Below are 22,885 nucleotides of genomic sequence, written 5' to 3'. Positions count from 1 at the left end.
CTAAAAAAAATAAACTCATGAAAACCTTAATTTATATTTTTCTTGTTTGCCTTTCTACATCAGTATTTGCACAAAAGAAACCTTCAGATTATTTTACAAACCCAAAGACGAAAGTTTTGGTGGTGGGTTCATTCCATTTCGATTATCCTAATCTTGATGCCCATAAAACCAATAAAGAAGATCAGGTAGATGTACTTTCTCCTAAAACAGCAAAAGAAGTCACTGAACTTGTAGAATATATCAAAAGATTTAAACCTACAAAGATTGCAATAGAAGCCTGGCCAAACTGGAAGGCCAATCAAAAGCTGAAGGAATATAACGAAGGTAAGCACCGTGACAAAAGAGATGAGCGTTATCAGCTTGCGATGAGAATAGCCGGTGAACTTAAAATCAACGAATTGTTCAGTATTGATGCTGAGTCTATTCTGGATGATCTTGAAAAACATTTTGGAAAAACTGATTCTGCATTTTTTAAAAATCTCAGCAAGGATTACGACTTCAGAAGTGATGATCAGATCTCTCAACAGTTTATAGCCTTCTACAAGAGTTCTGAGCCTAAAAATTTTAAATCTCTACTGGACACTTTTACCTATATGAATTCAAAAGAAAGCCACGAGTACGGATATGGAGCCTATCTAAGCGGTGATTTTAAACTAAGAGAATATGATGGTGCTGATATGCTTGCGCTTTACTGGTACAGCAGAAACCTGAGGATGTTCCGAAATATCCAAAACATTCCGCACAACAGTGAAGACAGAATTCTTGTGATAGCCGGAAATGGACATGCTGCAGTATTACGACAGCTTTTTACCTCTTCCGCAGAATATGATTTTATAGAATTTTCATCACTGAAATAAATAAAAAATAAAAGACAGAGATCCGGTCTCTGTCTTTTGTACTCAAAACTTCTAAGCAAATATATTTAGAAACTGAATTCAATTCTTGCAAATAAGAATCTTCCCCCTATCCCGTATTGGGAAACCTGTCTGGAATAGACAAACTGATTATCTGCTGTTAATGAAGGTATATCAGGGCTTTTAGAAGGCAATATATTTAAGATATTATTGCTTCCTATTGTTGCTGAAATATTTTTATTAAAATTATAACCTACAGATAGATCTGTTACCAAACGACTGTTAAGGATAAAATGTTCTGTACTTCCCTTTACTCCATCAAAATTAGCATCTACCACATCTGCATCAGTCACTTTGCCAAAGAATGAATTGCGCAGTACGAAAGTAAAGCCGGAAACCCTTACCGTGTTGGCTAATGTAGCTTTTACACGCGGTACAGCTTCTTCAAAATAAATTCTGTTGGGTTCTGAGAAATAATTATTGATCTGGCTTACCAATTTCGGTGAGGCATGGATATCTCCGATTCTTTTAGTCTGATTGAAGTTGATTCCCAGATTATTCTCTAAAGAAACCCCTGATGAAATTTTTGAGTTATGGGAAATAGTAATATCCAGTCCTTTTGTCTGAGAATCTACTGCATTGGCAAAAAAGTTGGCAGCGCTTGCTCTTGCGAGATCAAAAGCATTCTGTAAAACGGCTTGATCTGAACCAGGAGTAAAACTTCCGTCAGGACGGTAGAAAAGATCAGTTAAAACGACTCTGTCCTTAATCTTTATTAAATAAGCATCTGCTGTGAAAGTCAGGCTTAATGCCGGAATCTTCCATGTAATTCCTGTGCTGTAAGATTGTGATGTTTCCTGTTTTAATTTTGGAATCCCCAATGCCTGGGCAGCTTCAGATTTATTTCTGAAAGTACCTACCTGTGTTGTTACCCCCTGCTGGATCAAAGTGGAAGTAGAGCTGTAATAGATCTGAGCCAATGAAGGCGCTCTGAACCCTGTGGAAACAGCTCCTCTCCAGTTCAGATTGGGAGCCAGCTTTACATTGGTTGCCACCTTATAATTGAATGTAGACCCAAAGTCTGAATAATTCTCATACCGTAAAGCTCCCTCCAACAGCCACCCATCAGTAACTTCCAGCTCGGCATCAGCATAAGCTGCAATACTGTTTCTGTTTCCTGAAACTGCATTTTCCGGACTAAAACCTGGGAAAACCTGTGCTCCGGCTGGTCTTATATTGTTAAAGAAGTCAGTTACTTTTTCATTTTCAGGCGTTTGAGCGGTTACCACACGGCCAAAAATATCGTATGAGGCATAAGAATTTTCTTTTCCGGCATTTACTTTATAATTTTCGTGCCTGTATTCTCCCCCAAATGCAATATTCAACCCTTTCAGGACATCATATTTTTTGGAAAAATCCAGGTTGACTGTATTTTGTGAAAACTCAGATCCTCCTGCATCAAAGGTTCTTGGAGAACTATCGGTAAGCGATGCATTAAAGGTATTTACGACCCCAAAACCGAAGGTATTTTTCCCAAATGTATTGCTGAAATCTACATTCCAGCCGTTCCATTTGCCTTTAATTCCGGCAGCAAGAGAATAGTCATTTACCGTCGCTTCAATCTGAGGAAGATATCCGTTGGGGGTAATTGAATTTATATTTCTTTCATTGTTCGGAAGCCTGTAAAATCCCCCGGCATTTCCAAGGCGGTAGCTGTAGCCTCCAAATGAGTACACTTTCCATTCATCATTAACAGGAATTTCAGAGTTAAAAAAGAGCTGCCCTGACTGTAATTTAGACTGCCCTGCTCTCAGACTGAAATCTTTTCTCTCCAGGCCTCTGTAATTAAGTTCCTGAGAGGTAAAATCTCTGCCCAGTATATTCTGAAGATCAGAAATGCTATTTGCCTCTGAGATCTGAGACTGAAAATCATTCCCAAAATAATCTACTTTGGTTGCATATTGCTTAATTGTATTGATAATCTGCTGGGAATTGGGAGTATTGGTAATATTTTTATAGAGTCCATCAATATTTACTCCATCCTGTAAAGCTCTGTAATGAATTGCATTATAGGCATTGAAAATATCCCCGTTTCTCACTCCGGCTCTTGAATAAGGATCACGGTATTGGGCAGAACCAGTAACGTTAAAAAATCCTGTTTTCCCTATTTTGGCTCCATAATTAAGATCTACAGAAATCGTCTGCCCATCTATCCCACCAGAGAAATTATTGGTAACAGGAGAAGCATACCCTCCTAAAAATACCTGTCCGGAAAGCCCAAGTCTTTTTTTCAATCCCAGGTTTACCACTCCGGCAATGGCATCGGAACCGTATTGGGCAGAAGCACCGTCCCTTAAAACCTCAATCTTTTCTAAAGCAAAGGCAGGAATAGCATTAAGGTCGGTTCCCACAGAACCTCTTCCCGGGGTAAGGGTAACATTAATAAGCGAAGACTGATATCTTCTTTTTCCGTTTACAAGAACCAGAACCTGATCAGGGCCTAATCCCCTCAGGAGCGCAGGATCTACAAAATCAGTTCCGTCGTTAACCGTATGAGAAGTTGATGAAAATGAAGGTACAATATAATTTAAAGCCTGACTGATGCTGTTGCTCGGGCTTTGTTTTAAAATTTTTGAAATATTGATGATATCCACCGGCACCGGAGTATCTGTTAATGATCTTCCTGAACCTCTTGATCCAAGGATCACCACATCTTCTATTTTTTTAGATTGTAAAGTATCCTTCTGAGCGTAATAAAATGTAGAGATAAGCGCAATGGAAGGAACAAAAATTTTTTTTCTGAAATTATGCATGTTGTTATTTTTTTTATTGTCAAGTTTTTTTAGGCAATACAATTCCTGTAACCCTAAAATTGTAAGGTTACCGGAGCATTCGAAAAGTTTGTATTATTTTTTGGAAATAGAATGGCTAGAAACAACAACACATGCGCATGTAGAAATGGCATGAGAACATATCAGAGTAATGAAGATTCACTTCATGATCCGAAGAATAAAAAAGTACTGATGAAATGTGATTTCCCTTCTTTTTAAACATTTGATTTTAGCTTTAAAACAAAAAATTCAAGATGGGAGTAATGATAGAATGATAAACATTTTTTCCGGAAGATCCGGCTTATCGCTTGCAGCACCTTGCTTGTTTTTGCAGGTTGCTATCCCATCTAGAGATTCTTGATAATTACCCGGCAAAGATATAATTATTTCGGAAATAAAAAAATATTTAGCCTAAATTTTCGATTTTCAATATTTTACAGTAACAAATGATCTTTTTCTGCGTCTAACCGGATATCAGTAAAAACATTATGAAAAAAACTATATTCGCTTTGTCACTTTTGGGTTCTGTATTTGCTTTTTCTCAGGAAAAAGAGAATGCTGCTTCTAAAGAGAAACAAATTGAAGGGGTGGTAATCACCAAAACTAAAAAAGCCGTTGAACAAAAGGCAGACCGTACTATTTTTGATTTTTCCGAACAACCTCAACTGAATAACGGAAACGTGCTGGAAGGAATTAAAAAACTCCCGGGGCTTGTTGCAACGGATATTGCAGGAATGATGTACCAGGGAAAAATGCTGGACGTTTTCCTGAACGGAAGGCCTTTGAATATTACTTCCAACGAATTAAATTCTTTTCTTGAAGGAATGCCTGCCAATTCTGTAGAAAGAATAGAAGTGATCACTCAGCCCGGAGCCGAATTCCCGGCAACCTCAGGAGGGGCTATCATGAATATTATTACGAATAAAAATGCCAATAAGTATTTAACAGCAACGTATTCCGGGAATTATTCATTCTCGAATTATGATAAATACAGAAGCAGAACAACCAATTCAATCAATCTGAATGCAAGAAATAAATATTTCGGCTGGCAGCTGAATGTAGGGCAAAACTACCGTGAAAGCATGCTGAATGCACAGCAGGATGAGCTTCTGGACAGCAATACGGATCGATTGGGAAGAGGTTATTTTGCAAAATCAGGGTTAACATTCGATTTAGGACAGGACCGTCTATTATTAAACTACGATATTTATCACAATAATAATGACAATTACACACTGAGTAAGGGGCATGGAGATTTACCTTTTGATAATAATAAAGATGATCTGAGAGAGGCTTTTTATACTTCTTCAGATGTTGCCCATACGAATAATTTGCGACAGGAAGCTGTTGTAACCTATCAGAAACGTTTTGCAGATAAATCTCAAAAACTGGACTTTCAGTTTGGTTATACAAGATCAGACAGTAAATTTTCTCAGGACAATTTCTTTCAGGATGGAAATTTTGCAGCGGATCCCCAGCCTCCAATTAACAGTGCTATGAGTGGCGTAAAAGATCTGCTGAACAATAAATCCGTGATGAATATTGCCAATTTCAAAGTAGATTACGCTCAACCTATCAAACTTCTTGATGGTGGAAAAGTAAGCTTTGGAGGGTTGTATGAAAGACAGGATTACGATACTGAAAGTTTTGGCTTAACCAATCTTGAATACCAGAGACAGACCGCCTCTACGTATTTGGAATTTCAGGCTAAACTGAAGAAGTTTGATTTCACCTTGGGTTCAAGGGCTGAAAATTATGATATTTCAGGGATAACAAGGTTTTTCAATAAAGAAGGAAAGCTCACAGAAGCTAATCTGACTCCTTTCAATAAATTCAAGCTTTTCCCCAATGCAAGTGTGCAGTATAATATGATGAGTCAGGTTTATATTGCCGCCAATTACAACAGAAAAATAAGTCTGCCTAGTATTTCTGCCTTAAACCCTAATAACGTAACATTCTACGGCCCTAATACGGAAGTAAACGGTAACCCGAATCTACAGCCTACTATTTTTGATAATTATGAAATAAAAATCTCAGCTTTCGATTATGCATTCATCGGGTATAGTGTAAGTTCAGCAAATAACCAGGTAGCACAGATTATCAGAAAAGACGGCAGAAAACTATTCAACCAGCAGATGAATATTTCAAATATGAAAATTCACAATTTCAATGTAGGTCTTCCTGTTCCGTTTCAGATTTTCACCAAATCGATAGGTGAAATTATGAAATCTAACTTCAATCCTGACAAGATGAATTTCATGTACATCTATGCAGGATATCAGAAACATGAGATTGATAACCTCAACAATAAAGGGTTCTGGATTTTGAATGTGATGACTCAGTTGCTTCTTCCAAAAGATATTAAACTGACAGCTAATTACAGCTATCTGACTCCTAAAGCAGGATATTTCTACTTTACAGCAGAAAAGCCGTTCAACAATAATTTAGATATTACCTTAACAAAGAAGTTTATGAACAACCGCCTTACTGTATCTGTTTTTGCCAATGATATTTTCAACGGACAGATCATGCAGGTACGTTCTAATCCGCCATTGGGAGAGAGTGCAATGCTGAGATCCAAATATGACTCAAGAAACTTTGGAATTTCCATCAATTACAAGATTCCGACAAAGAATAAACTGGCGAAAGAGGATCCTAATATCCTGAACCAGACTAAAAAAGAGGATAACGGAGGCGTAATGCAGCAAGGACAGTAATTTTTCATCGAATAATGATACAGAGGGAGGCAGTACAATTTACTGCCTCTTTTATTTTTATGGATTATAACAAATCTTTCAGAAATCAAAAGCGTAAGTTTCGGCTAAAGCCAATGGAATTTTGTTATAAGAAAACGGGCTTTAGCCCGTTTCTATTGAATAGTTAAAGAATGATGAAATATTTTTTAATCTTTTTAAGCTGTTAAAAATCAATCGTCTGAAATCTCCAATTCATTGTATCTACCAATGTTATCTGATTTAAATTTACAGGAAGATCAGCCATGATCTTTAAAGTCTGAAGCGCCATCATACTTCCTATAATTCCCGGCAAAGCTCCCAGAACACCTAAACTGTCACAATCCGGCATATCTCCATCAGACGGAGGTTCCGGGAACAGGTCTCTCAGGTTTTTGCTTCCCTGATGATTAAATACTGCCACTTGCCCTGAAAATCCGAGAATACTTCCGTACACCAATGTTTTTTTCAGCTTCATACAGGTGTCATTAACCAGGTATCTTGTTGAAAAATTATCAGATCCGTCGATGATGATGTCAAACCGGGAAAGGATGTCTGATGCATTGGCTTTATTGATTTTCTGTTCGATAGGAATCAGATTCACCTGGTGATTAAGGTTTTTCACAAATACCTCGGCACTTTTTACTTTAGACATTCCCGTTCTGTCTTCCGTGTGAATGATCTGACGGTTGAGGTTATGCAATTCTACAAGGTCAAAATCTGCAATCCCTAAAGTTCCTACACCAGCCGCAGCCAGATACTGGATAACAGGACTTCCTAGGCCACCGGCTCCAACAACGAGTGCTTTCGAAGCCATGATTTTTTTTTGCCCTTCCAATCCTATTTCCTCAATGAATATCTGCCGGCTGTACCGTGAAAAATAATCTTCTTTTTTCATACTTTATAATAATTGAACCATTAAGATTCTTTAAGTTTTTAAGGAGAGTTAAGATGAGCTCCGTTTAAAAAGCTGCTATCTTAAAAATCTTCTGTTTCTCTTAATTAAACTTCACTTCTTCAAAGTCCTTAATGGTTTAAAAATTTTAAAATCCACTGTACACGGAGTCCCAGTCTTTCATTACAGGATCATATCCTGATTTTCTGATCATCATCCTGATTTCATCCATACTCCTTTCGTCACTGGTTTCAAATTGTTCTAAAGATTCTTTATCCACAGAATAGCCTCCCGGATTGGTTTTGGAACCTGCGCTCATGGCTGTAGCCCCGAGCGAAACGATATTATTTCTGAAAATCTCATTTTCTCTGGTAGATATAGAGATTTCCAGGTCTTCATTCCATATGCGGTAAGCACAGATCAGCTGAAGCAGGTCTTTATCTTCCATTATAAAATTAGGTTCAATAATTCCTTCAGCCGGTCTCAGCCTTGGAAATGAAACCGAAAATTTGCTTTTCCAATACTGTTTCTGAAGGTAATCGATATGTAATGCGTTGAAAAAGCTGTCAACACGCCAATCTTCCAATCCCAAAAGCACTCCCAACCCTATTTTGTGGATTCCTGCCCTGCCTATCCGGTCAGGTGTATCCAGACGGAAATCAAAATTTGATTTTTTTCCTTTAGGATGATATTCTTTATAAACCTCCTGATGATAAGTTTCCTGATATACCAGTACAGAATGCACACCTTCTTTGTGAAGAAGACTGTACTCATCTTCTGTCAAAGGCTGCACTTCAATAGATATATTTGAAAAATGAGGTTTCAACAGACGAACAGCATTCTGAAAATAAGGAACTCCCACGATCTTATTGGCTTCTCCGCTTACCAATAATACATGATTCACTTCCATTGACTTCAGGACTGAAGCTTCAACAAGCAATTCCGTGTCTGAAAGTGTTTTTCTTTTTAACTGGTTGTCTAAACTGAATCCACAGTAGGTACATATATTCTGGCATTCGTTGCTGAGATACAGCGGCGCATACAACTGAATTGTTTTCCCGAAACGTTTCTGCGTAAGGGAACGGGTCATTTTAGCCATCGTCTCCAGCTCCACGGAAGCTGCCGGAGAAATCAGGTTCAGAAAGTCATCTATTGTTTTATTCTTTTTCTGAAGACTGTAGCAGACGTCTGATAAAGTTACCTTTCTGAGCCTGTTTTTTATTTCTTCCCAGTCATATTGTTCAAAAACATTTTTGAAGCTTTTCATGATTCTGTTTTATTCAAATAAAAATGAGGTCAGCGGGCTTGAAGCTTCGGCATGATTGGCTATGGCTCCCAATCCTGATTCAAAGGCTTTTCTTCCTGCAATTACACCTTCTTTAAATGCTACAGCCATATTCACAGGATTTCCTGCCACTGCAATCGCTGTATTAACAAGAACGGCGTCAGCTCCCATCTCCATTGCCTTGGCCCCATCTGATGGCGCTCCTATTCCTGCATCTACCACTACCGGTACATTACTTTGGCTGATGATGATTTCTAAAAAATCTAATGTTCTCAAACCTTTATTCGTTCCAATAGGCGCTCCCAAAGGCATTACCACAGCTGTTCCTGCATCTTCCAGCCTTTTACATAATACGGGATCTGCATGAATATAAGGCATTACCACAAAGCCCAGTTTTGCCAGCTCTTCAGTTGCATAAAGCGTTTCAATAGGGTCCGGTAGCAAATACTTTGGGTCCGGATGAATTTCAAGCTTCACCCAGTTGGTTTCCAGAGCTTCCCTGGCCAGCTGAGCTGCTAATACCGCTTCTTTGGCTGTTCTTGCTCCTGAAGTATTGGGTAAAAGATGCACTTTTGTCCCCCGTAAGGAGTCCAGCAGGTCATCTTCTGCAGATTGGGCATCAATTCTTTTCAGGGCCATTGTCACCATATCTGTTTCTGAGGCCACTACAGAAGATGTCATCTCTCTCAGGCTTCCGAATTTTCCGGTTCCTAAAAATAGTCTGGATTCAAAAGTTCTGTCTGCTATTATTAATTTCTGATCAGTCATATCATTATTTATTTTTCAAAGGTCATATACAATCCCCTGTTCCGCTTACCGGAAAATCTCGTTATGGGTGATTACTTTTTTAAATTCATTAATAAGGGACGCCTGTCTGGTAATTTCTCCTGAAACGGCAACTCCATAAATTCCAATCTGTTGTAAGGGAACAATATCTTCAAGAGTGATACTGCCTATCGCAAATATCTTAGGAACAGACAGAGATTTTTCTTTCAAAATCTCCACAATCTGACGATATCCTTCAAAACCCAGTACGGGGCTCAGCTTTTCCTTTGTTGCCGTAAATCGTAACGGCCCAAGCCCTATATAATCACATGGTTCGTTCATTCTTTGCAATACATCAGAAAGGGTATTGGCTGTACCGCCTATTATTTTATGGTCTCCTAAAATGGATCTGGCTGCTTCCGGAGAACCGTCATCCAATCCTAAATGGACACCGTCAGCATCAATATTTTTTGCCAGTTCTACATGATCATTGATAATGCAAACCGACTGATATTCTGAGCATAAACTCTTTGAAGTCTCACAAAGACTGATCAATTCTTTTTCAGGTGCATTTTTCCAACGGATCTGCACCCAGTTTATACCATGATCTAAAGCTTTCCGGATGTTAACTTCCTGCTCTGCTCTTGTTTTTCCCTGTGATATGTATTGTAGTTTTTCCATAGTTGCTCTATTTTTTTGATATGAAATAATTCTCCCTGCATTTCATAAAAACACCCAGAGGATCTTCACTTTCCCAGACTGCTCCCAGCAAAGCAGCTCCATCTGCTCCGGCTTCAAAAACTTTGCAGATATTTTCAGGAGTAATTCCACCCAGTGCTATCAATTGTAGCGCTTTGTTGTCTCTATGCTTCACCTCTTCTCTAATTGTTGAGTTTTCACCATATCCTTTTTTAGAAATACTTGGAAAGAACGGGCTTATGAAAACATATTCCCATTCTTTTCCCAATGTATTGTAAGTATTCATATCATGCACTGAAGTTGACATAATATTCTTGTCTGCAAAAGGCTTATATTTTCCTTCCAATCTATCGGTTTCCCTTACATGAAATCTTGAAATTCCATGATCTTTTCCCAACTCATAATGAGTATGAAGAACTAACCGTGAACGGAATGAAAGGTCAATCTCACTGATAAAACTTGCCAGTTTCTGCAGGGTAGCCTGCGGCTTTCTGATATGAAGCAGATCCAATCCTTTCTGAAACATCTGATTGATAATATCCGTTTCATTGGGAACCATTATTTCAGGGGTGATGACAAGGATCATATATAGATCTCTTTTCCTTTTTCAATAAATTCCTGTGATTTATCCAGCATTCCTTTTTCTGCAGATTCACGGATTTCCTGAGTAATCTTCATGGAGCAGAATTTCGGCCCACACATTGAGCAGAAGTGAGCAATCTTTGCTCCGTCGGCAGGAAGGGTTTCATCATGATAAGCTCTTGCCGTATCCGGATCTAACGAAAGGTTGAACTGATCTTCCCATCTGAATTCAAATCTGGCTTTACTCAAGGCATTATCCCTGTATTGTGCACCGGGATGCCCTTTTGCCAGGTCTGCTGCATGAGCGGCCAGTTTATAGGTGATTACCCCAACTTTTACATCTTCTTTATTCGGAAGTCCTAAATGTTCCTTAGGTGTTACATAGCAAAGCATTGCACAACCGAACCACCCGATCATTGCTGCTCCTATTCCTGAGGTAATGTGGTCATAGCCCGGCGCAATATCCGTTGTTAAAGGTCCTAAAGTGTAGAATGGTGCTTCATGGCATTCTTCCAGCTGTTTTTCCATATTTTCTTTGATCATGTGCATCGGAACGTGCCCCGGCCCTTCGATCATGACCTGTACATTATGTTTCCATGCTATTTTGGTCAGCTCGCCTAAAGTTTCGAGCTCAGCAAACTGTGCAGCATCATTGGCATCAGCAATTGACCCCGGACGAAGACCGTCCCCAAGTGAGAAAGCTACATCATATTTCTTCATGATCTCGCAAATCTCCTCAAAATGAGTGTATAAAAAGTTTTCTTTATGATGGAACAAACACCATTTGGCCATAATAGACCCTCCCCGGGACACAATCCCCGTTACTCTACTGGCTGTCAGATGAATATAACGAAGCAAAACCCCGGCATGAATGGTAAAATAAGACACTCCCTGCTCTGCCTGCTCAATCAGTGTGTCTTTGAAGACTTCCCATGTAAGATCTTCCGGAACTCCTTTTACTTTTTCTAAGGCCTGATAGATCGGAACGGTACCAATAGGAACCGGGCTGTTTCTGATAATCCATTCTCTTGTCTCATGAATATTTTTTCCTGTGGAAAGATCCATGATGGTATCGGCTCCCCAGCGGCAGGCCCAGACAGCTTTTTCCACTTCCTCTTCAATACTGGATGTGACAGCGCTGTTACCGATATTGGCATTGATCTTTACTAAAAAGTTTCTTCCGATGATCATCGGCTCGCTTTCCGGGTGGTTGATATTATTCGGAATAATTGCTCTTCCGGCAGCGATTTCATCTCTTACAAATTCCGGAGTAATCTTACTTTTTGGAGTATTGGCTCCAAAACTGTTTCCGATATGCTGGCAGGCCATCTCTTTAGGGGCAGATTCCAACTGTTCAATTCTTTGGTTTTCCCTGATTGCCACATACTCCATCTCCGGAGTGATGATTCCCTGTTTCGCATAATAAAGCTGGGTAAGTTCTTTTCCTTCCTGTGCTACTTTAGGTTTATGATCATAGGAAAAACGTAATTCGTCAAGCTTAGGATCTGCAAGGCGGGCTTTACCATATTCTGAAGTAATTCCTTCCAGAATATTAACATCTTCTCTATCCAATATCCATTGCTCTCTGATCCTGGGAAGTCCTTTCTGGATATCAATCACAGCATTTTCATCGGTATAGGGACCTGAGGTATCGTAAATGGTTACAGGCGGATTGTGTTCAAAGCCTCCATTGGTAAGTTTGGTAGGACTAAGCTGTATTTCACGCATTGCTACATTGATAGAATGAATTTTTCCTTCAATATATATTTTCTTTGAGTTCGGAAATGGCGAACATGTAATGGAGTGAGCCATAAGTATTGGTATTAAAATATGAGAATTAACCGCCCTGAGTGGCAGTAATGATTAAAACTGAATCTTTGTCTTTGAGGAAGGTTTCCGCCCAGGCAGACAGCGGAATGATACGATTATTGAGGGCTACGGCAATTCCTTTTCGTTTTCCGGGAAACTCTATAGCCAGTAATGCTTCCAGATTTTCAGGAAGTGTATCAAATGTTTTTGGGGTGTGGTTGATAATTAGTTCCATTCCTAATAATTTAAATATACTTTAGGAATGGCCATTATTGTACAATAGAATGTACAGCAAAAGTCATTTACTTTTCCCTACGCTGGTATGATCCAGATCAGGTTCAAAGGGTAAAATCTCAGTCTGTCTATAACAGACACCCCTAAAGCATGGGACGAAGTTAGTTATTTTTTCAGAAAGGACAAAATCGTTTTTTAAAACAAAAAATCCGGAGATAATACAACCTCCGGACTTCATTTTATTTTAATTAAAAAACTATTTCTTTATTGCCTTCACATGGGTACTGCTTCCATCTTTCATACTAAGAGTAAGAACATACAATCCTGAATTCAAGTCACCAAGATCAATTTCTTTAGAAGTTACATTATCAATCGTTTTTACCATTCTTCCTAAAGCATCAAATACCTGAATTGATTTTACTTTTTCAATATCCGTAATGGTAACCCTGTCACTGAACGGATTAGGATACACTTTCATCGCATCTTTGGTATTTACTTCTGAAGTACTTAAACAGTTTACAGTAGCGGTCACCATTGTTCTATCTGATTCACAAATTCCGCTTACTTTCCAGTTGTACAGGTAGTAATAATAACTTTGGCTAGGACTTGAGCCGAATCTGGCTGCTTTTATGCTGCATATTCCAGGCAACACATACGGATAAGTGAAACCTGATGAAATTTCCCTACGTAAATTGGATATTCCTGATGCTCCGTCTACAACAAGTCTGTAATCATTTCCAGCTGCCGGAACATTAAAATCAAGTGTTATGGTATTCAATACACCTGCTGTAGTTACATTCACAGTAGCTGTTTTGGTAGCCAGAATAGTACCGCTTGAGTTTTTCAGGTTAATGGTAACCGTACCTGTTGTACCACTTCCCATAGGATATACATCCACTTCTTTTATTGTCATTTGAGAATAAGCGTCAAATACCAGCCCATAATCAGTGAATGTAGAATTCCCTGTTGTAGCGGTAGGTGCATCTTTACCTACATATGAATCTGATCCTATAGTCGCTGCAGAAACCCAGTAATCTGTGGTAGAGGCAAGTGCTGGAGTAGTATATGAATTCCCTGTACCAATATTGTTTCCGCCTGTACTGGCATCATACCACAAAAGCACAGATCCACTGCCTGTTGTTGCAGATAATGTTGCAGTCTGCCCCGGACATACTGTAGCTCCGCTGGATGTAATGACTGAAGGAGGCTGACATTGCGTTATAACCTGTATAGGCTGAAGAGACCATATACTTGTATTACCGGAACCACAATTTGATCTTACCCAAATATAATAAACGCTTGACGGGGCTAAAGAATTTAAAGTAGCTGATGTACCGGATACCGGAGGTATACTTGGTAGTGTAGAAGAGGTAGGAGCCGTATTGCTTGTACTATAATATACATCATAAGTACCGGGAGCAGAAGGCGAAGCAGACCATGATATTGCAGCAGTATTGGCAGTTGTTGCTCCGGCTGATAATCCTGACGGGGCATAGCAGGAAGGTGGCGTCCAGCTATAGGTTAATCCGGCAGGAGGCATTCCCGGAACAGCATTTGTACTATTAAAAGACTGACTACTGCTGTTTGATGTTCCGGCAGTAGAATTGATAAATTCCAGTGATGAAGCATTGAGCCTGTTATTAAAATCACTGTTCGAACTTCCTCTCAATCCGATTTGAGCTGTAGAAGAAACCGCTGTATTTCCAACTAAAAATGCTCCGTCATTATATATGGTTTTTATAATATTGGATGTTTCCTGAAGTACAACCTGAAAAGAAAATACATAAACGTTTGTGGTAGAAGTACTGTAAACCGCTCTGAAGTCTTTCCATTGTATCACAACTTCCCGGTTTGGAGCCGTTCCTGTAGTTGTCCAGCTGATATTTCCTGTAGTACCATTAATATCAAATACAGACCCAAGATCTCTTCCCCATGCAGCAACAGCTCCATCATATCCTGAAGTACCTGATATAGGGGATGTTGTAGTGGCAGTAGGGGCCGTTGCTCCAAAAGTAATGAAGCCATTCGTAGAAATATTCACAGAATTATACGTTGTACCATTAAATACGAAATCAAAAGGCAATGACAGAGGGTAAATATTACTATTAAGGTTAGTAGTAGAAGTATTTCCTGTAGCAGCATCCAATACTGTTCCCGTTATTGGTGTATAAGTTCCTGAAGACTGGGAAAAAGTATAAGTGCTCACCTGTGCGGAAGCCATCTCTTTTCCTCCTATCAGCATTGCAAATCCCAATACAATGCTTTTAAAATTAAATGTTTTTCTTTTCCGTGGAAAAGAAAATGGGTAAAGTTTTTTCATATCTCGTTAAATTTTTAAGTTCCAACCAAGATATGAATTTTTTGAATAATTTAATTAAATTTAACATTTGTTGAATAATAATCAATACAATATATTAAATATAGAGAATTTAATACACCAGAAAGAGAATAAAAGACAAATCAAAAATCCGAAAAACAAAAAGAAATCCCGCCTATCAGCAGGATTTCCTTTTATTCTTCACAGGCTCTCCAGATTGCATCATTCTGCGGAACCGGTGCTGTAATTTCAATTTTTTCTTTGGTAACCGGATGAATAAACTCCAGTTTTCTTGCGTGAAGATTGATACCGCCATCCGGATTGGAACGGGGCGCTCCATATTTAAGATCCCCTTTGATCGGAACTCCTGTTTTTGACAGCTGTGCCCGGATCTGATGATGTCTTCCCGTTTCAAGATCAATTTCCAAAAGCAGGTAATTATCCAGTGTTTTGATCACGTTATAGGTAAGTATTGCTTCTTTTGCGCCTTCTGTAGCCTTAGGAAAAACGATCGCTTTATTATTTTTTTCGTTTTTCTTTAAATAATGCACCAGTCTCTGATTCTGAGGAATCATTTCTTTACCTACAACAGCCCAATAGGTTTTTTTGACCTCACGGTTCTTAACCATCTGTGTAAGACGGGAAAGTGCTTTGGATGTTTTTGCATAGATCACCAGACCTGAAGTAGGCCGGTCTATACGATGAACCAAGCCGAGAAAAACATTTCCCGGCTTAGCATCTCTTATTTTTATAAAATTCTTTATGGATTCCAGTAGGGATTCATCACCGGTTTTGTCGCCCTGTACAAGCTGACCTACCTTTTTGTTGACCACCAGAAGATGATTGTCTTCATATATAATCTGCTCCTTCATATTGCTGCAGTCTATCTTCTTCTGTTTGACAATGAAAGGATAATCCCGGCCAGAAGGCCAATGGTTTTAACAGCAGAGAGATTTGAACCTTCCGGTATAAATGCTCCGATTACACAGATCGCTGCTGCTGCATACATGGCATAGACAAAGTTTTTATTGGTAAGCAAAGGTGCCTGAATAAAGAAGCTTGCCCCTATCAGCACATAAAAAACCTTTCTGGAAAGTAAATGGTTGATTTCCGGGGAAAACAGGTTGAACCATCCTACCGCAAGACAGATCAGTGCTGCAATAGATAAAATTCCCTGGATAGATTGTTGTTGATTTTGCATGAATTAATAACTTTCGTTTTCGTTTGGAAACTCTACACTTTTCACGTCTTTTACGTATTGAGAAACAGCTCCTGTAATTTCCGTGTAAAGATCAAGGTATCTTCTTAAGAATTTCGGACTGAAGCCTTTGTTCATTCCTACCATATCATGATAAACAAGAACCTGCCCGTCACAATCTGCACCGGCACCGATTCCGATCGTTGGGATAGAAATACTTTCTGTTACCTTTTTAGCCAGATCAGCAGGAATTTTCTCTAAAACAACTGAGAAGCAGCCTAACTCTTCCAAAAGCATGGCATCATCAATCAGTTTTTGAGCTTCAGCTTCTTCTTTTGCTCTTACTTTATAGGTTCCGAATTTATAGATTGATTGTGGAGTTAATCCCAAATGCCCCATCACAGGAATTCCGGCGTTGATGATTTTTTTGATTGATTTGGAAATTTCTTTACCTCCTTCAATCTTTACTGCATGAGCACCTCCTTCTTTCATCATTCTTACGGCAGATTCCAGGGCTTTTTCCGGATTACTCTGATATGTTCCGAAAGGCAAATCTGCCACTACCAAAGCTCTGTCAGTTCCTCTCACCACACTTTGAGCATGATAGATCATCTGATCCAGGGTAATAGGTAAGGTCGTTTCAAAACCTGCCATTACATTTGCTGCAGAGTCACCAATCAAAATAGCATCTACTCCACCTGCGTCTACCATTTTTGCTGTAGTAAAATCATAGGCTGTAAGCATTGTTATTTTTTCCTTGTCGAATTTCATTTTACGCAAGGTTTCAGTTGTAACTTTTTTAATTTCAGAGTGAACAGACATAATTGATCTATTTTTTAAAAGTTAAAAAGTCGGCCTGTAGCCGACTTAAGTTTTTATGATTTTTATAAAACTACGTGACCGAGTTTCATGAGTTTGTCGTGATTGAGAATCTTGATGTTTCGTCCATCCACTTCAATCAGGCTGTCCTGTTTGAATTCTGAGATCAGACGGATGGCACTTTCTGTAGCGGTACCGATAATATTGGCAATTTCTTCTCTTGTCAATGATATCTTGATAAATCCTTCCGGATCTACTCCCAGTTTCTGCTCAAGAAGCAAAAGGATTTCAGCCAGTCTTTCTCTCACTGTTTTCTGAGCAAGGAAAGTAATGGTATTGGAAGATTCTCCTAATTCGTATGATATTTTCTGAAGCATCACGAAAGATAGTTGCGGATCTACTTCCAAAAGATACATAAAGATATCAGCTGGTAAGAAAACACACTCAATGTCTGTCATAGCTTCTGCTTTGGCCTGGAAATTTTCCCCGCAAAGCAAAGAACGATAGCCGATGATATCCCCTTCTTTGATAAATCTTAAAATCTGATCTTTCCCGAAGGCACCTGATTTCGAAAGTTTAGCGGCTCCTTTTTCAAGCACGAATACCCCTTTCGGAGTTTCGCCATCCTCGAAAATAGTATCGTGTTTCTGAAAACTCAATCTTTTTTTACCGTTAATATATTTTTCAAAATCTGCGCTAGAAAGTCTTTCCTTAAATGATTTATCATTAAAAACTCTGGCGAACCTCTCTTCAATTGCTATCTGTTGTTCCTGCGGCATTTTATATGATATTTATCACAAAAATAGAACTTTTTAACACGATAAACAAAAAAAATTGTTATAATTTTGTAGTTCAATATTTTATGGGGTGAGCGAGAACTGTTTTCATTGTGGTCAAGGTATAGAAAAAGAGAGAATTTTATTTGACGAAAAGACTTTCTGTTGCAACGGATGTAAATCTGTTTATGAAATTCTGAATACGAATAATTTAAGTAATTTCTACGAGCTGAATAAAGGAGCCGGAATTCGCCCGGGTGATGAAAACTCTACTCAGTTCGATTATCTGGACACTCCTGAAATTTTCGAAAAGGTGACTGATTTCTCAGAAGGAAACACCAGCCTTGTCACATTTAAAATCCCTGTAATACACTGCTCTTCTTGTATCTGGCTTCTGGAAAGCCTTCATACACTGAACGATCATATCAAATATTCCCAGGTCAACTTTACCAGAAAGACCTTACAGATCTCATTCAATCATAACGACCTGAAATTAAGCCAACTCGCTAATTTCTTAACTAATCTGGGGTACAAACCTGTCATCAACCTTGAGACTGCCGAAAAAAATGTTGACCATCTGGACAAATCCCTTCTGGTAAAATTTGCCATTGCCGGATTTGCCTTCGGAAACGGAATGTTCCTGGCTTTTCCTGAATACGTGGGAGGTGAAGATTACTGGATGGAGCATTACAAAGGGCTTTTCAGAGTACTGATGTTCTTACTGGCCTGCCCTGTTGTATTCTACTCTGCATCAGATTACTACAAATCCGCATGGTACGGACTGAAGAATAAAATTGTAAACATCGATGTTCCTATCGTATTGGGAATCTTCGTTCTTTTTGGGAGAAGCATCTATGAAGTGGCCACGGATTATGGTCCGGGATATTTTGACACACTTTGCGGCCTTCTGTTTTTCATGCTGATGGGTAAACTTTTCCAGAAAAGAACGTACAGCGCCCTTTCCTATGACAGGGATTACAAATCTTTCTATCCGATTGCCGTTACCAAAATAGATTTTGAAGGGAAACAGGAAAACATGCTGCTTTCAGAAGTTAAAGTAGGAGACAGAATTCTAGTTAGAAACCAGGAAATCATACCGGTAGACGCCATTCTGATCAACGGAGAAGGGAATATTGACAACAGCTTTATCACCGGGGAAAGTGAAAGTATCAGTAAACAGCCGGGAGATAAAATCTTTGCAGGAGGAAAACAAATTGGTTCCTCTCTTGAGCTGGAAGTTATCAAAGATGTAGATCAAAGTTACCTTACCCAACTTTGGAATAAAGAAGCATTTAAAAAACATGAAACCGGCCTTGATACTCTCACGAATAATATCAGTAAATATTTTACATTTGTCATTCTTGGCATCGCCCTGATATCAGGAATCTACTGGGCATTTATCGATCTTGAAAAAATGTTCCAGGTCATTTCAGCGATTCTGATCATTGCCTGCCCTTGTGCACTTGCCTTATCTGCCCCATTTACTTTCGGCCATATTATGAGGATTTTAGGCAGGAATAAATTTTACGTAAAAGACACTTTAACGATTGAAAAAATTGCCAAACTGGATACTATCGTTTTTGATAAAACAGGAACGATTACCCATAGAAAAAAGGCAAATATCAAATATGAAGGTACTGAAATCAGTGAATTTGATTTATTCAATATCAAAACCTTACTCAAAAATTCAAATCATCCGCTTTCCAAATCATTATATGAGTTTATAGAGGTAAATGATGACTATTTCCCGGTAGAAAATTTCCGCGAAATATCAGGAAAAGGATACGAAGCCAGCGTAAGAGGGAATGTGTACAAAATCGGTTCTGCACGATACAATAATCAGGAACCTAAAAATCTTGAAACCGCAGTATACATCAGTAAAAACGACCAGTTCATCGGAAAATTCATCTTTAAAAACGAATACCGTCCGAAACTTAAGGATCTGTTTACCAAACTTACCCAATACAAAATATTCATTCTTAGCGGGGACAATTCTTCAGAGGAAACCCAGCTCAAAGAACTCATCCCTAATTACAAGGGAATGGCTTTCAATCAAAGCCCTGAGGACAAACTGAATTATATCAAAAACCTTCAGGATCAGCACATGAAAGTAGCCATGTTGGGAGACGGGCTGAATGATGCCGGAGCGTTAAAACAAAGTAATGTAGGAATTGCCATTGCCGATGACACCAACAGCTTCACCCCTTCTTCCGATGTGATCATGAATGGTGAAAAAGTAGTGACTCTTGACAATTACCTGAACGTCTGCAAAGGCTCGATCACTATTGTGAAAATGACATTTATAATCAGTTTTCTTTATAATATTGTAGGGTTAAGTTACGCAGTCACAGGACATATGCATCCGCTTTTTGCAGCAATCATCATGCCGGTGAGTTCAATTACGGTAGTGACCTTTACTACAATTTCGACTTGGATACTGGGTCGCAAATACTTCAAAAAACGGGCTTAAACGCTGTTATTTAGACTGATTTTAAATTAGCTGAAATCGGCATTTCGTGATGAATGTCATTATTTTTCACTAAATTTGAACCCCGAAAATAGGTTAATTTTGTTGTCCAATGGATATTCTATATTTAATGATCGTCTGCAGTGTTTCTTTAGCTGCGATCTTCCTGGTCGTATTTATAGTGTATGCCAAGAAAGGGCAGTTTGAAGATGATGAATCTCCGGCTGTCAGAATTCTTTTTGATGACGAGAGAGTCAAAGAAAAAGATGAGACTGGCGACAAGGATAAAGACGAAAAAGAAATAGGAGAAAATAATAAAAATTGAGAAAAATAGTGAATAGTTGATATGGAAACACAAAAGTTTAGTTATGACAATAGTATTGTCCGTGCGTTCCTCTATGCAACCATTATCTTTGGTTTCATAGGATTTACGTTCGGGCTTACGGCGGCATTAATGCTTTTCTACCCGGAATTACCTGAATTCTTATTCGGTACAGATGATACAACCATCAGAAGTTTATCATCAGGTAATATCCAAGGGTTAATAAACACTCATGGTGCATTTGGTTTTGGTAGAATCAGAATGTTGCACACCAATACCGTAATCTTTGCATTCGTATGTAATATCGTTTATGTTGGGGTATATTACTCTACGCAGAGATTATTAAAAACAAGAATGTATAGTGATACATTGTCTTGGATTCATTTCTGGACTTGGCAGTTTATGATCGTTGCTACGTTCATTACGTTCTTTATGGGGATCAATACTTCTAAAGAATATGCTGAACATGAATGGCCGATCGATATCTTAATCGCTATTTCATGGATCATTTTCGGGGTTAACATGATTATGACTATTGCTAAAAGAAGGGTAAGACACCTTTATGTAGCGATCTGGTTCTATTTAGGTACCTGGGTTGCAGTAGCAATGCTTCATATCTTCAACAACCTTGAAGTTCCGTTATCATTCTCTGGCTGGAAGTCTTATTCTGCATATGCAGGGGCAAAAGATGCTATCGTACAATGGTGGTATGGTCACAATGCAGTAGCATTCGTATTGACAACTCCGGTTTTAGGTTTGATGTATTATTTCTTACCAAAAGCTGCAGACAGACCGGTTTTCTCTTATAAACTGTCTATTATTCACTTCTGGTCATTAATTTTCGTATATATCTGGGCTGGTCCTCACCACCTTCAGTATACCGCTCTTCCGGCATGGGCACAGGCAGTAGGAACAGGTTTCTCTATCATGCTTATCGCACCATCCTGGGGGGGAATGTTAAATGGTCTTCTTACGCTGAGAGGAGCTTGGGATAAAGTAAGAGAAAATCCTATCCTTAAGTTCTTCGTAGTTGCAGTTACCTGTTATGGTATGGCAACATTTGAAGGGCCGCTTTTAGCAACAAAAAACATCAACAAAATTGGTCACTTCACAGACTGGGTTATCGGTCACGTACACTTAGGAGCTCTTGGATGGAATGGTTTCATGGCATTCGGGGTTATTTATTACCTGGTACCTATTATGTGGAGAACAAAAATCTGGTCTGTAAAATTAGCTAACTGGCATTTCTGGTTAGGTACATTAGGAATCATTTTCTATGCAGTACCAATGTATATTTCAGGATTCACACAAGGATTAATGTGGAAACAATTCAACCCGGACGGAACCTTATTATGGAAAAACTGGTTGGATACGGTAACGGCTATTATCCCTTACTTCAAAATGAGATTCTTAGGAGGAGTATTCTATATTTCAGGAGCTATCCTAATGATCGTAAACGTAATTGCTACGGTAAGAAAAGGATCATTCCAGAAAGAAGTTCCTGCTGAGGCACCTGCATTGGCCAATATCGGAAACAAACGTAAAGAAGGAGAAGGATTCCACCTTTGGTTGGAAAGAATGCCGATGTTATTGACAGTGTTATCATTGTTTACCATTTCAATCGGAAGTATGGTGGAAATCATCCCTACTCTATCCCTTAAGAAAAGTGTTCCTACCATTTCTGCTGTGAAGCCTTATTCACCGCTTGAATTAGAAGGTAGAGATATCTATATCCGTGAAGGATGTAACGCTTGCCACTCTCAGATGGTAAGACCGTTCAGAGATGAGATCGTAAGATTCAACGGTAAAAACGGACAATACTCCAAAGCTGGAGAATTCGTATACGACAGACCATTCCTATGGGGTTCTAAGAGAACAGGACCGGATTTACATAGAGAAGGTGGTAAAAACCCAAGTTCTTGGCATTACAAGCACATGTACAACCCAAGATCTACTTCTGCAGGTTCCATCATGCCTCGTTACCCTTGGTTGATCGCTAATAACTTAGACAGATCTAAAATGGTAGACAAAATGAAGCTGATGAAGAATACATTTGATGTACCTTATACTAAGGCTCAGATTGATTCTGCAGATAAGTGGGCTGACAACCAATCGGCAAAAATTGTAAAAGATATCTTCTCTGAAGCGAATGACCTTAAAGAGGCATATGCTAAGAGACCTCAGGGAGAATTAGAGAAAAAAGAAATCGTAGCTCTTATTTCTTATCTTCAGAGACTGGGAACTGATATCAAAACAACTGAAATCAAAACAGCAAGTAATAACTAAAAAAACATTAAAAG

General features: G+C 38.9%; 18 protein-coding genes and 2 riboswitches. Of the genes, 5 read left to right on the top strand and 13 right to left on the bottom strand.

All coding sequences use genetic code 11. The annotated features are described in order from the left end of the window. The first annotated feature begins 17 nt into the window (after positions 1 to 17). Complete coding sequence (locus tag ACTJJF_RS18150) at positions 18 to 857, top strand: DUF5694 domain-containing protein (RefSeq protein ID WP_440700560.1); 840 nt, start codon at positions 18 to 20, stop codon at positions 855 to 857. A gap of 65 nt (positions 858 to 922) precedes the next feature. Here the strand turns inward: ACTJJF_RS18150 and ACTJJF_RS18145 are convergent, their stop codons facing one another. Beyond that, positions 923 to 3,667 carry a TonB-dependent receptor plug domain-containing protein gene (locus ACTJJF_RS18145; protein ID WP_440700559.1) on the bottom strand — a complete coding sequence of 915 codons (2,745 nt, stop codon included), beginning with the start codon at positions 3,665 to 3,667 and terminating at the stop codon, positions 923 to 925. Between the two features lie 289 nt (positions 3,668 to 3,956). After that, positions 3,957 to 4,054: riboswitch (SAM-I-IV-variant riboswitch) on the bottom strand. A gap of 119 nt (positions 4,055 to 4,173) precedes the next feature. Here ACTJJF_RS18145 and ACTJJF_RS18140 point away from each other — a divergent pair. Beyond that, complete coding sequence (locus ACTJJF_RS18140) at positions 4,174 to 6,402, top strand: outer membrane beta-barrel protein (protein ID WP_440700558.1); 2,229 nt, start codon at positions 4,174 to 4,176, stop codon at positions 6,400 to 6,402. A gap of 202 nt (positions 6,403 to 6,604) precedes the next feature. On the opposite strand, the gene ACTJJF_RS18135 is transcribed toward ACTJJF_RS18140, so the two are convergent. From ACTJJF_RS18135 to ACTJJF_RS18080, 12 genes are all read right to left on the bottom strand, one after another. Beyond that, on the bottom strand, positions 6,605 to 7,315 hold the full coding sequence (locus tag ACTJJF_RS18135) for a HesA/MoeB/ThiF family protein (RefSeq protein WP_440700557.1): 711 nt from the start codon (positions 7,313 to 7,315) through the stop codon (positions 6,605 to 6,607). A 145-nt stretch (positions 7,316 to 7,460) separates the two neighbouring features. Beyond that, positions 7,461 to 8,579: a 2-iminoacetate synthase ThiH gene (gene thiH / locus ACTJJF_RS18130; RefSeq protein WP_312298869.1), complete on the bottom strand. Its 1,119-nt coding sequence runs from the start codon at positions 8,577 to 8,579 to the stop codon at positions 7,461 to 7,463. A 9-nt stretch (positions 8,580 to 8,588) separates the two neighbouring features. Next, a complete protein-coding gene (locus tag ACTJJF_RS18125; protein WP_440700556.1) occupies positions 8,589 to 9,365 on the bottom strand; it encodes a thiazole synthase in 777 nt (258 codons plus the stop codon). A gap of 45 nt (positions 9,366 to 9,410) precedes the next feature. Further along, positions 9,411 to 10,043 carry a thiamine phosphate synthase gene (thiE, locus tag ACTJJF_RS18120; protein WP_440700555.1) on the bottom strand — a complete coding sequence of 211 codons (633 nt, stop codon included), beginning with the start codon at positions 10,041 to 10,043 and terminating at the stop codon, positions 9,411 to 9,413. 7 nt (positions 10,044 to 10,050) lie between these two features. Then, the gene (locus ACTJJF_RS18115) at positions 10,051 to 10,647 is read right to left on the bottom strand and encodes a thiamine phosphate synthase (protein ID WP_440700554.1); all 597 of its coding nucleotides are present in this window, start codon (positions 10,645 to 10,647) and stop codon (positions 10,051 to 10,053) included. Further along, the gene (gene thiC / locus ACTJJF_RS18110; RefSeq protein WP_440700553.1) at positions 10,644 to 12,455 is read right to left on the bottom strand and encodes a phosphomethylpyrimidine synthase ThiC; all 1,812 of its coding nucleotides are present in this window, start codon (positions 12,453 to 12,455) and stop codon (positions 10,644 to 10,646) included. The genes ACTJJF_RS18115 and thiC overlap by 4 nt, the downstream gene beginning before the upstream one ends. A gap of 25 nt (positions 12,456 to 12,480) precedes the next feature. After that, positions 12,481 to 12,687 carry a sulfur carrier protein ThiS gene (gene thiS / locus ACTJJF_RS18105; protein ID WP_440700552.1) on the bottom strand — a complete coding sequence of 69 codons (207 nt, stop codon included), beginning with the start codon at positions 12,685 to 12,687 and terminating at the stop codon, positions 12,481 to 12,483. A gap of 57 nt (positions 12,688 to 12,744) precedes the next feature. Beyond that, positions 12,745 to 12,841: riboswitch (TPP riboswitch) on the bottom strand. 101 nt (positions 12,842 to 12,942) lie between these two features. Next, positions 12,943 to 15,006: a T9SS type A sorting domain-containing protein gene (locus ACTJJF_RS18100; protein ID WP_440700551.1), complete on the bottom strand. Its 2,064-nt coding sequence runs from the start codon at positions 15,004 to 15,006 to the stop codon at positions 12,943 to 12,945. Between the two features lie 191 nt (positions 15,007 to 15,197). Then, the gene (locus tag ACTJJF_RS18095) at positions 15,198 to 15,875 is read right to left on the bottom strand and encodes an RluA family pseudouridine synthase (protein WP_312298884.1); all 678 of its coding nucleotides are present in this window, start codon (positions 15,873 to 15,875) and stop codon (positions 15,198 to 15,200) included. 11 nt (positions 15,876 to 15,886) lie between these two features. Beyond that, entirely contained in the window at positions 15,887 to 16,204 is a 318-nt protein-coding gene (locus ACTJJF_RS18090; RefSeq protein WP_312298886.1) for a hypothetical protein, read from the bottom strand. 3 nt (positions 16,205 to 16,207) lie between these two features. After that, positions 16,208 to 17,023: a 3-methyl-2-oxobutanoate hydroxymethyltransferase gene (gene panB, locus ACTJJF_RS18085; RefSeq protein WP_065400913.1), complete on the bottom strand. Its 816-nt coding sequence runs from the start codon at positions 17,021 to 17,023 to the stop codon at positions 16,208 to 16,210. A gap of 62 nt (positions 17,024 to 17,085) precedes the next feature. Beyond that, positions 17,086 to 17,799, bottom strand: a complete 714-nt coding sequence (locus ACTJJF_RS18080) for a Crp/Fnr family transcriptional regulator (RefSeq protein ID WP_065400912.1) — start codon at positions 17,797 to 17,799, stop codon at positions 17,086 to 17,088. Between the two features lie 88 nt (positions 17,800 to 17,887). Between ACTJJF_RS18080 and ACTJJF_RS18075 the strand changes: the two genes are divergently transcribed. From ACTJJF_RS18075 to ccoN, 3 genes are all read left to right on the top strand, one after another. Continuing rightward, the gene (locus ACTJJF_RS18075; protein WP_440700550.1) at positions 17,888 to 20,266 is read left to right on the top strand and encodes a heavy metal translocating P-type ATPase; all 2,379 of its coding nucleotides are present in this window, start codon (positions 17,888 to 17,890) and stop codon (positions 20,264 to 20,266) included. Between the two features lie 109 nt (positions 20,267 to 20,375). Beyond that, complete coding sequence (gene ccoS, locus ACTJJF_RS18070; RefSeq protein WP_065400910.1) at positions 20,376 to 20,588, top strand: cbb3-type cytochrome oxidase assembly protein CcoS; 213 nt, start codon at positions 20,376 to 20,378, stop codon at positions 20,586 to 20,588. A gap of 21 nt (positions 20,589 to 20,609) precedes the next feature. Continuing rightward, positions 20,610 to 22,871, top strand: coding sequence for a cytochrome-c oxidase, cbb3-type subunit I (gene ccoN / locus ACTJJF_RS18065; protein WP_312298898.1), 2,262 nt, complete (start codon positions 20,610 to 20,612; stop codon positions 22,869 to 22,871). Positions 22,872 to 22,885: the final 14 nt, after the last annotated feature.

This window comes from Chryseobacterium sp. 22458 (genome assembly GCF_052044975.1).
Taxonomy (GTDB): domain Bacteria; phylum Bacteroidota; class Bacteroidia; order Flavobacteriales; family Weeksellaceae; genus Chryseobacterium.
This window is presented reverse-complemented; position numbering and strand designations above follow the sequence as displayed.

Coding starts and splice junctions, on each gene's coding strand:
- ACTJJF_RS18150 (WP_440700560.1), top strand. CDS start 18: ATGAAAACCTTAATTTATATTTTTCTTGTTTGCCTTTCTACATCAGTA.
- ACTJJF_RS18145 (WP_440700559.1), bottom strand. CDS start 3,667: ATGCATAATTTCAGAAAAAAAATTTTTGTTCCTTCCATTGCGCTTATC.
- ACTJJF_RS18140 (WP_440700558.1), top strand. CDS start 4,174: ATGAAAAAAACTATATTCGCTTTGTCACTTTTGGGTTCTGTATTTGCT.
- ACTJJF_RS18135 (WP_440700557.1), bottom strand. CDS start 7,315: ATGAAAAAAGAAGATTATTTTTCACGGTACAGCCGGCAGATATTCATT.
- thiH (WP_312298869.1), bottom strand. CDS start 8,579: ATGAAAAGCTTCAAAAATGTTTTTGAACAATATGACTGGGAAGAAATA.
- ACTJJF_RS18125 (WP_440700556.1), bottom strand. CDS start 9,365: ATGACTGATCAGAAATTAATAATAGCAGACAGAACTTTTGAATCCAGA.
- thiE (WP_440700555.1), bottom strand. CDS start 10,043: ATGGAAAAACTACAATACATATCACAGGGAAAAACAAGAGCAGAGCAG.
- ACTJJF_RS18115 (WP_440700554.1), bottom strand. CDS start 10,647: ATGATCCTTGTCATCACCCCTGAAATAATGGTTCCCAATGAAACGGAT.
- thiC (WP_440700553.1), bottom strand. CDS start 12,455: ATGGCTCACTCCATTACATGTTCGCCATTTCCGAACTCAAAGAAAATA.
- thiS (WP_440700552.1), bottom strand. CDS start 12,687: ATGGAACTAATTATCAACCACACCCCAAAAACATTTGATACACTTCCT.
- ACTJJF_RS18100 (WP_440700551.1), bottom strand. CDS start 15,006: ATGAAAAAACTTTACCCATTTTCTTTTCCACGGAAAAGAAAAACATTT.
- ACTJJF_RS18095 (WP_312298884.1), bottom strand. CDS start 15,875: ATGAAGGAGCAGATTATATATGAAGACAATCATCTTCTGGTGGTCAAC.
- ACTJJF_RS18090 (WP_312298886.1), bottom strand. CDS start 16,204: ATGCAAAATCAACAACAATCTATCCAGGGAATTTTATCTATTGCAGCA.
- panB (WP_065400913.1), bottom strand. CDS start 17,023: ATGTCTGTTCACTCTGAAATTAAAAAAGTTACAACTGAAACCTTGCGT.
- ACTJJF_RS18080 (WP_065400912.1), bottom strand. CDS start 17,799: ATGCCGCAGGAACAACAGATAGCAATTGAAGAGAGGTTCGCCAGAGTT.
- ccoS (WP_065400910.1), top strand. CDS start 20,376: ATGGATATTCTATATTTAATGATCGTCTGCAGTGTTTCTTTAGCTGCG.
- ccoN (WP_312298898.1), top strand. CDS start 20,610: ATGGAAACACAAAAGTTTAGTTATGACAATAGTATTGTCCGTGCGTTC.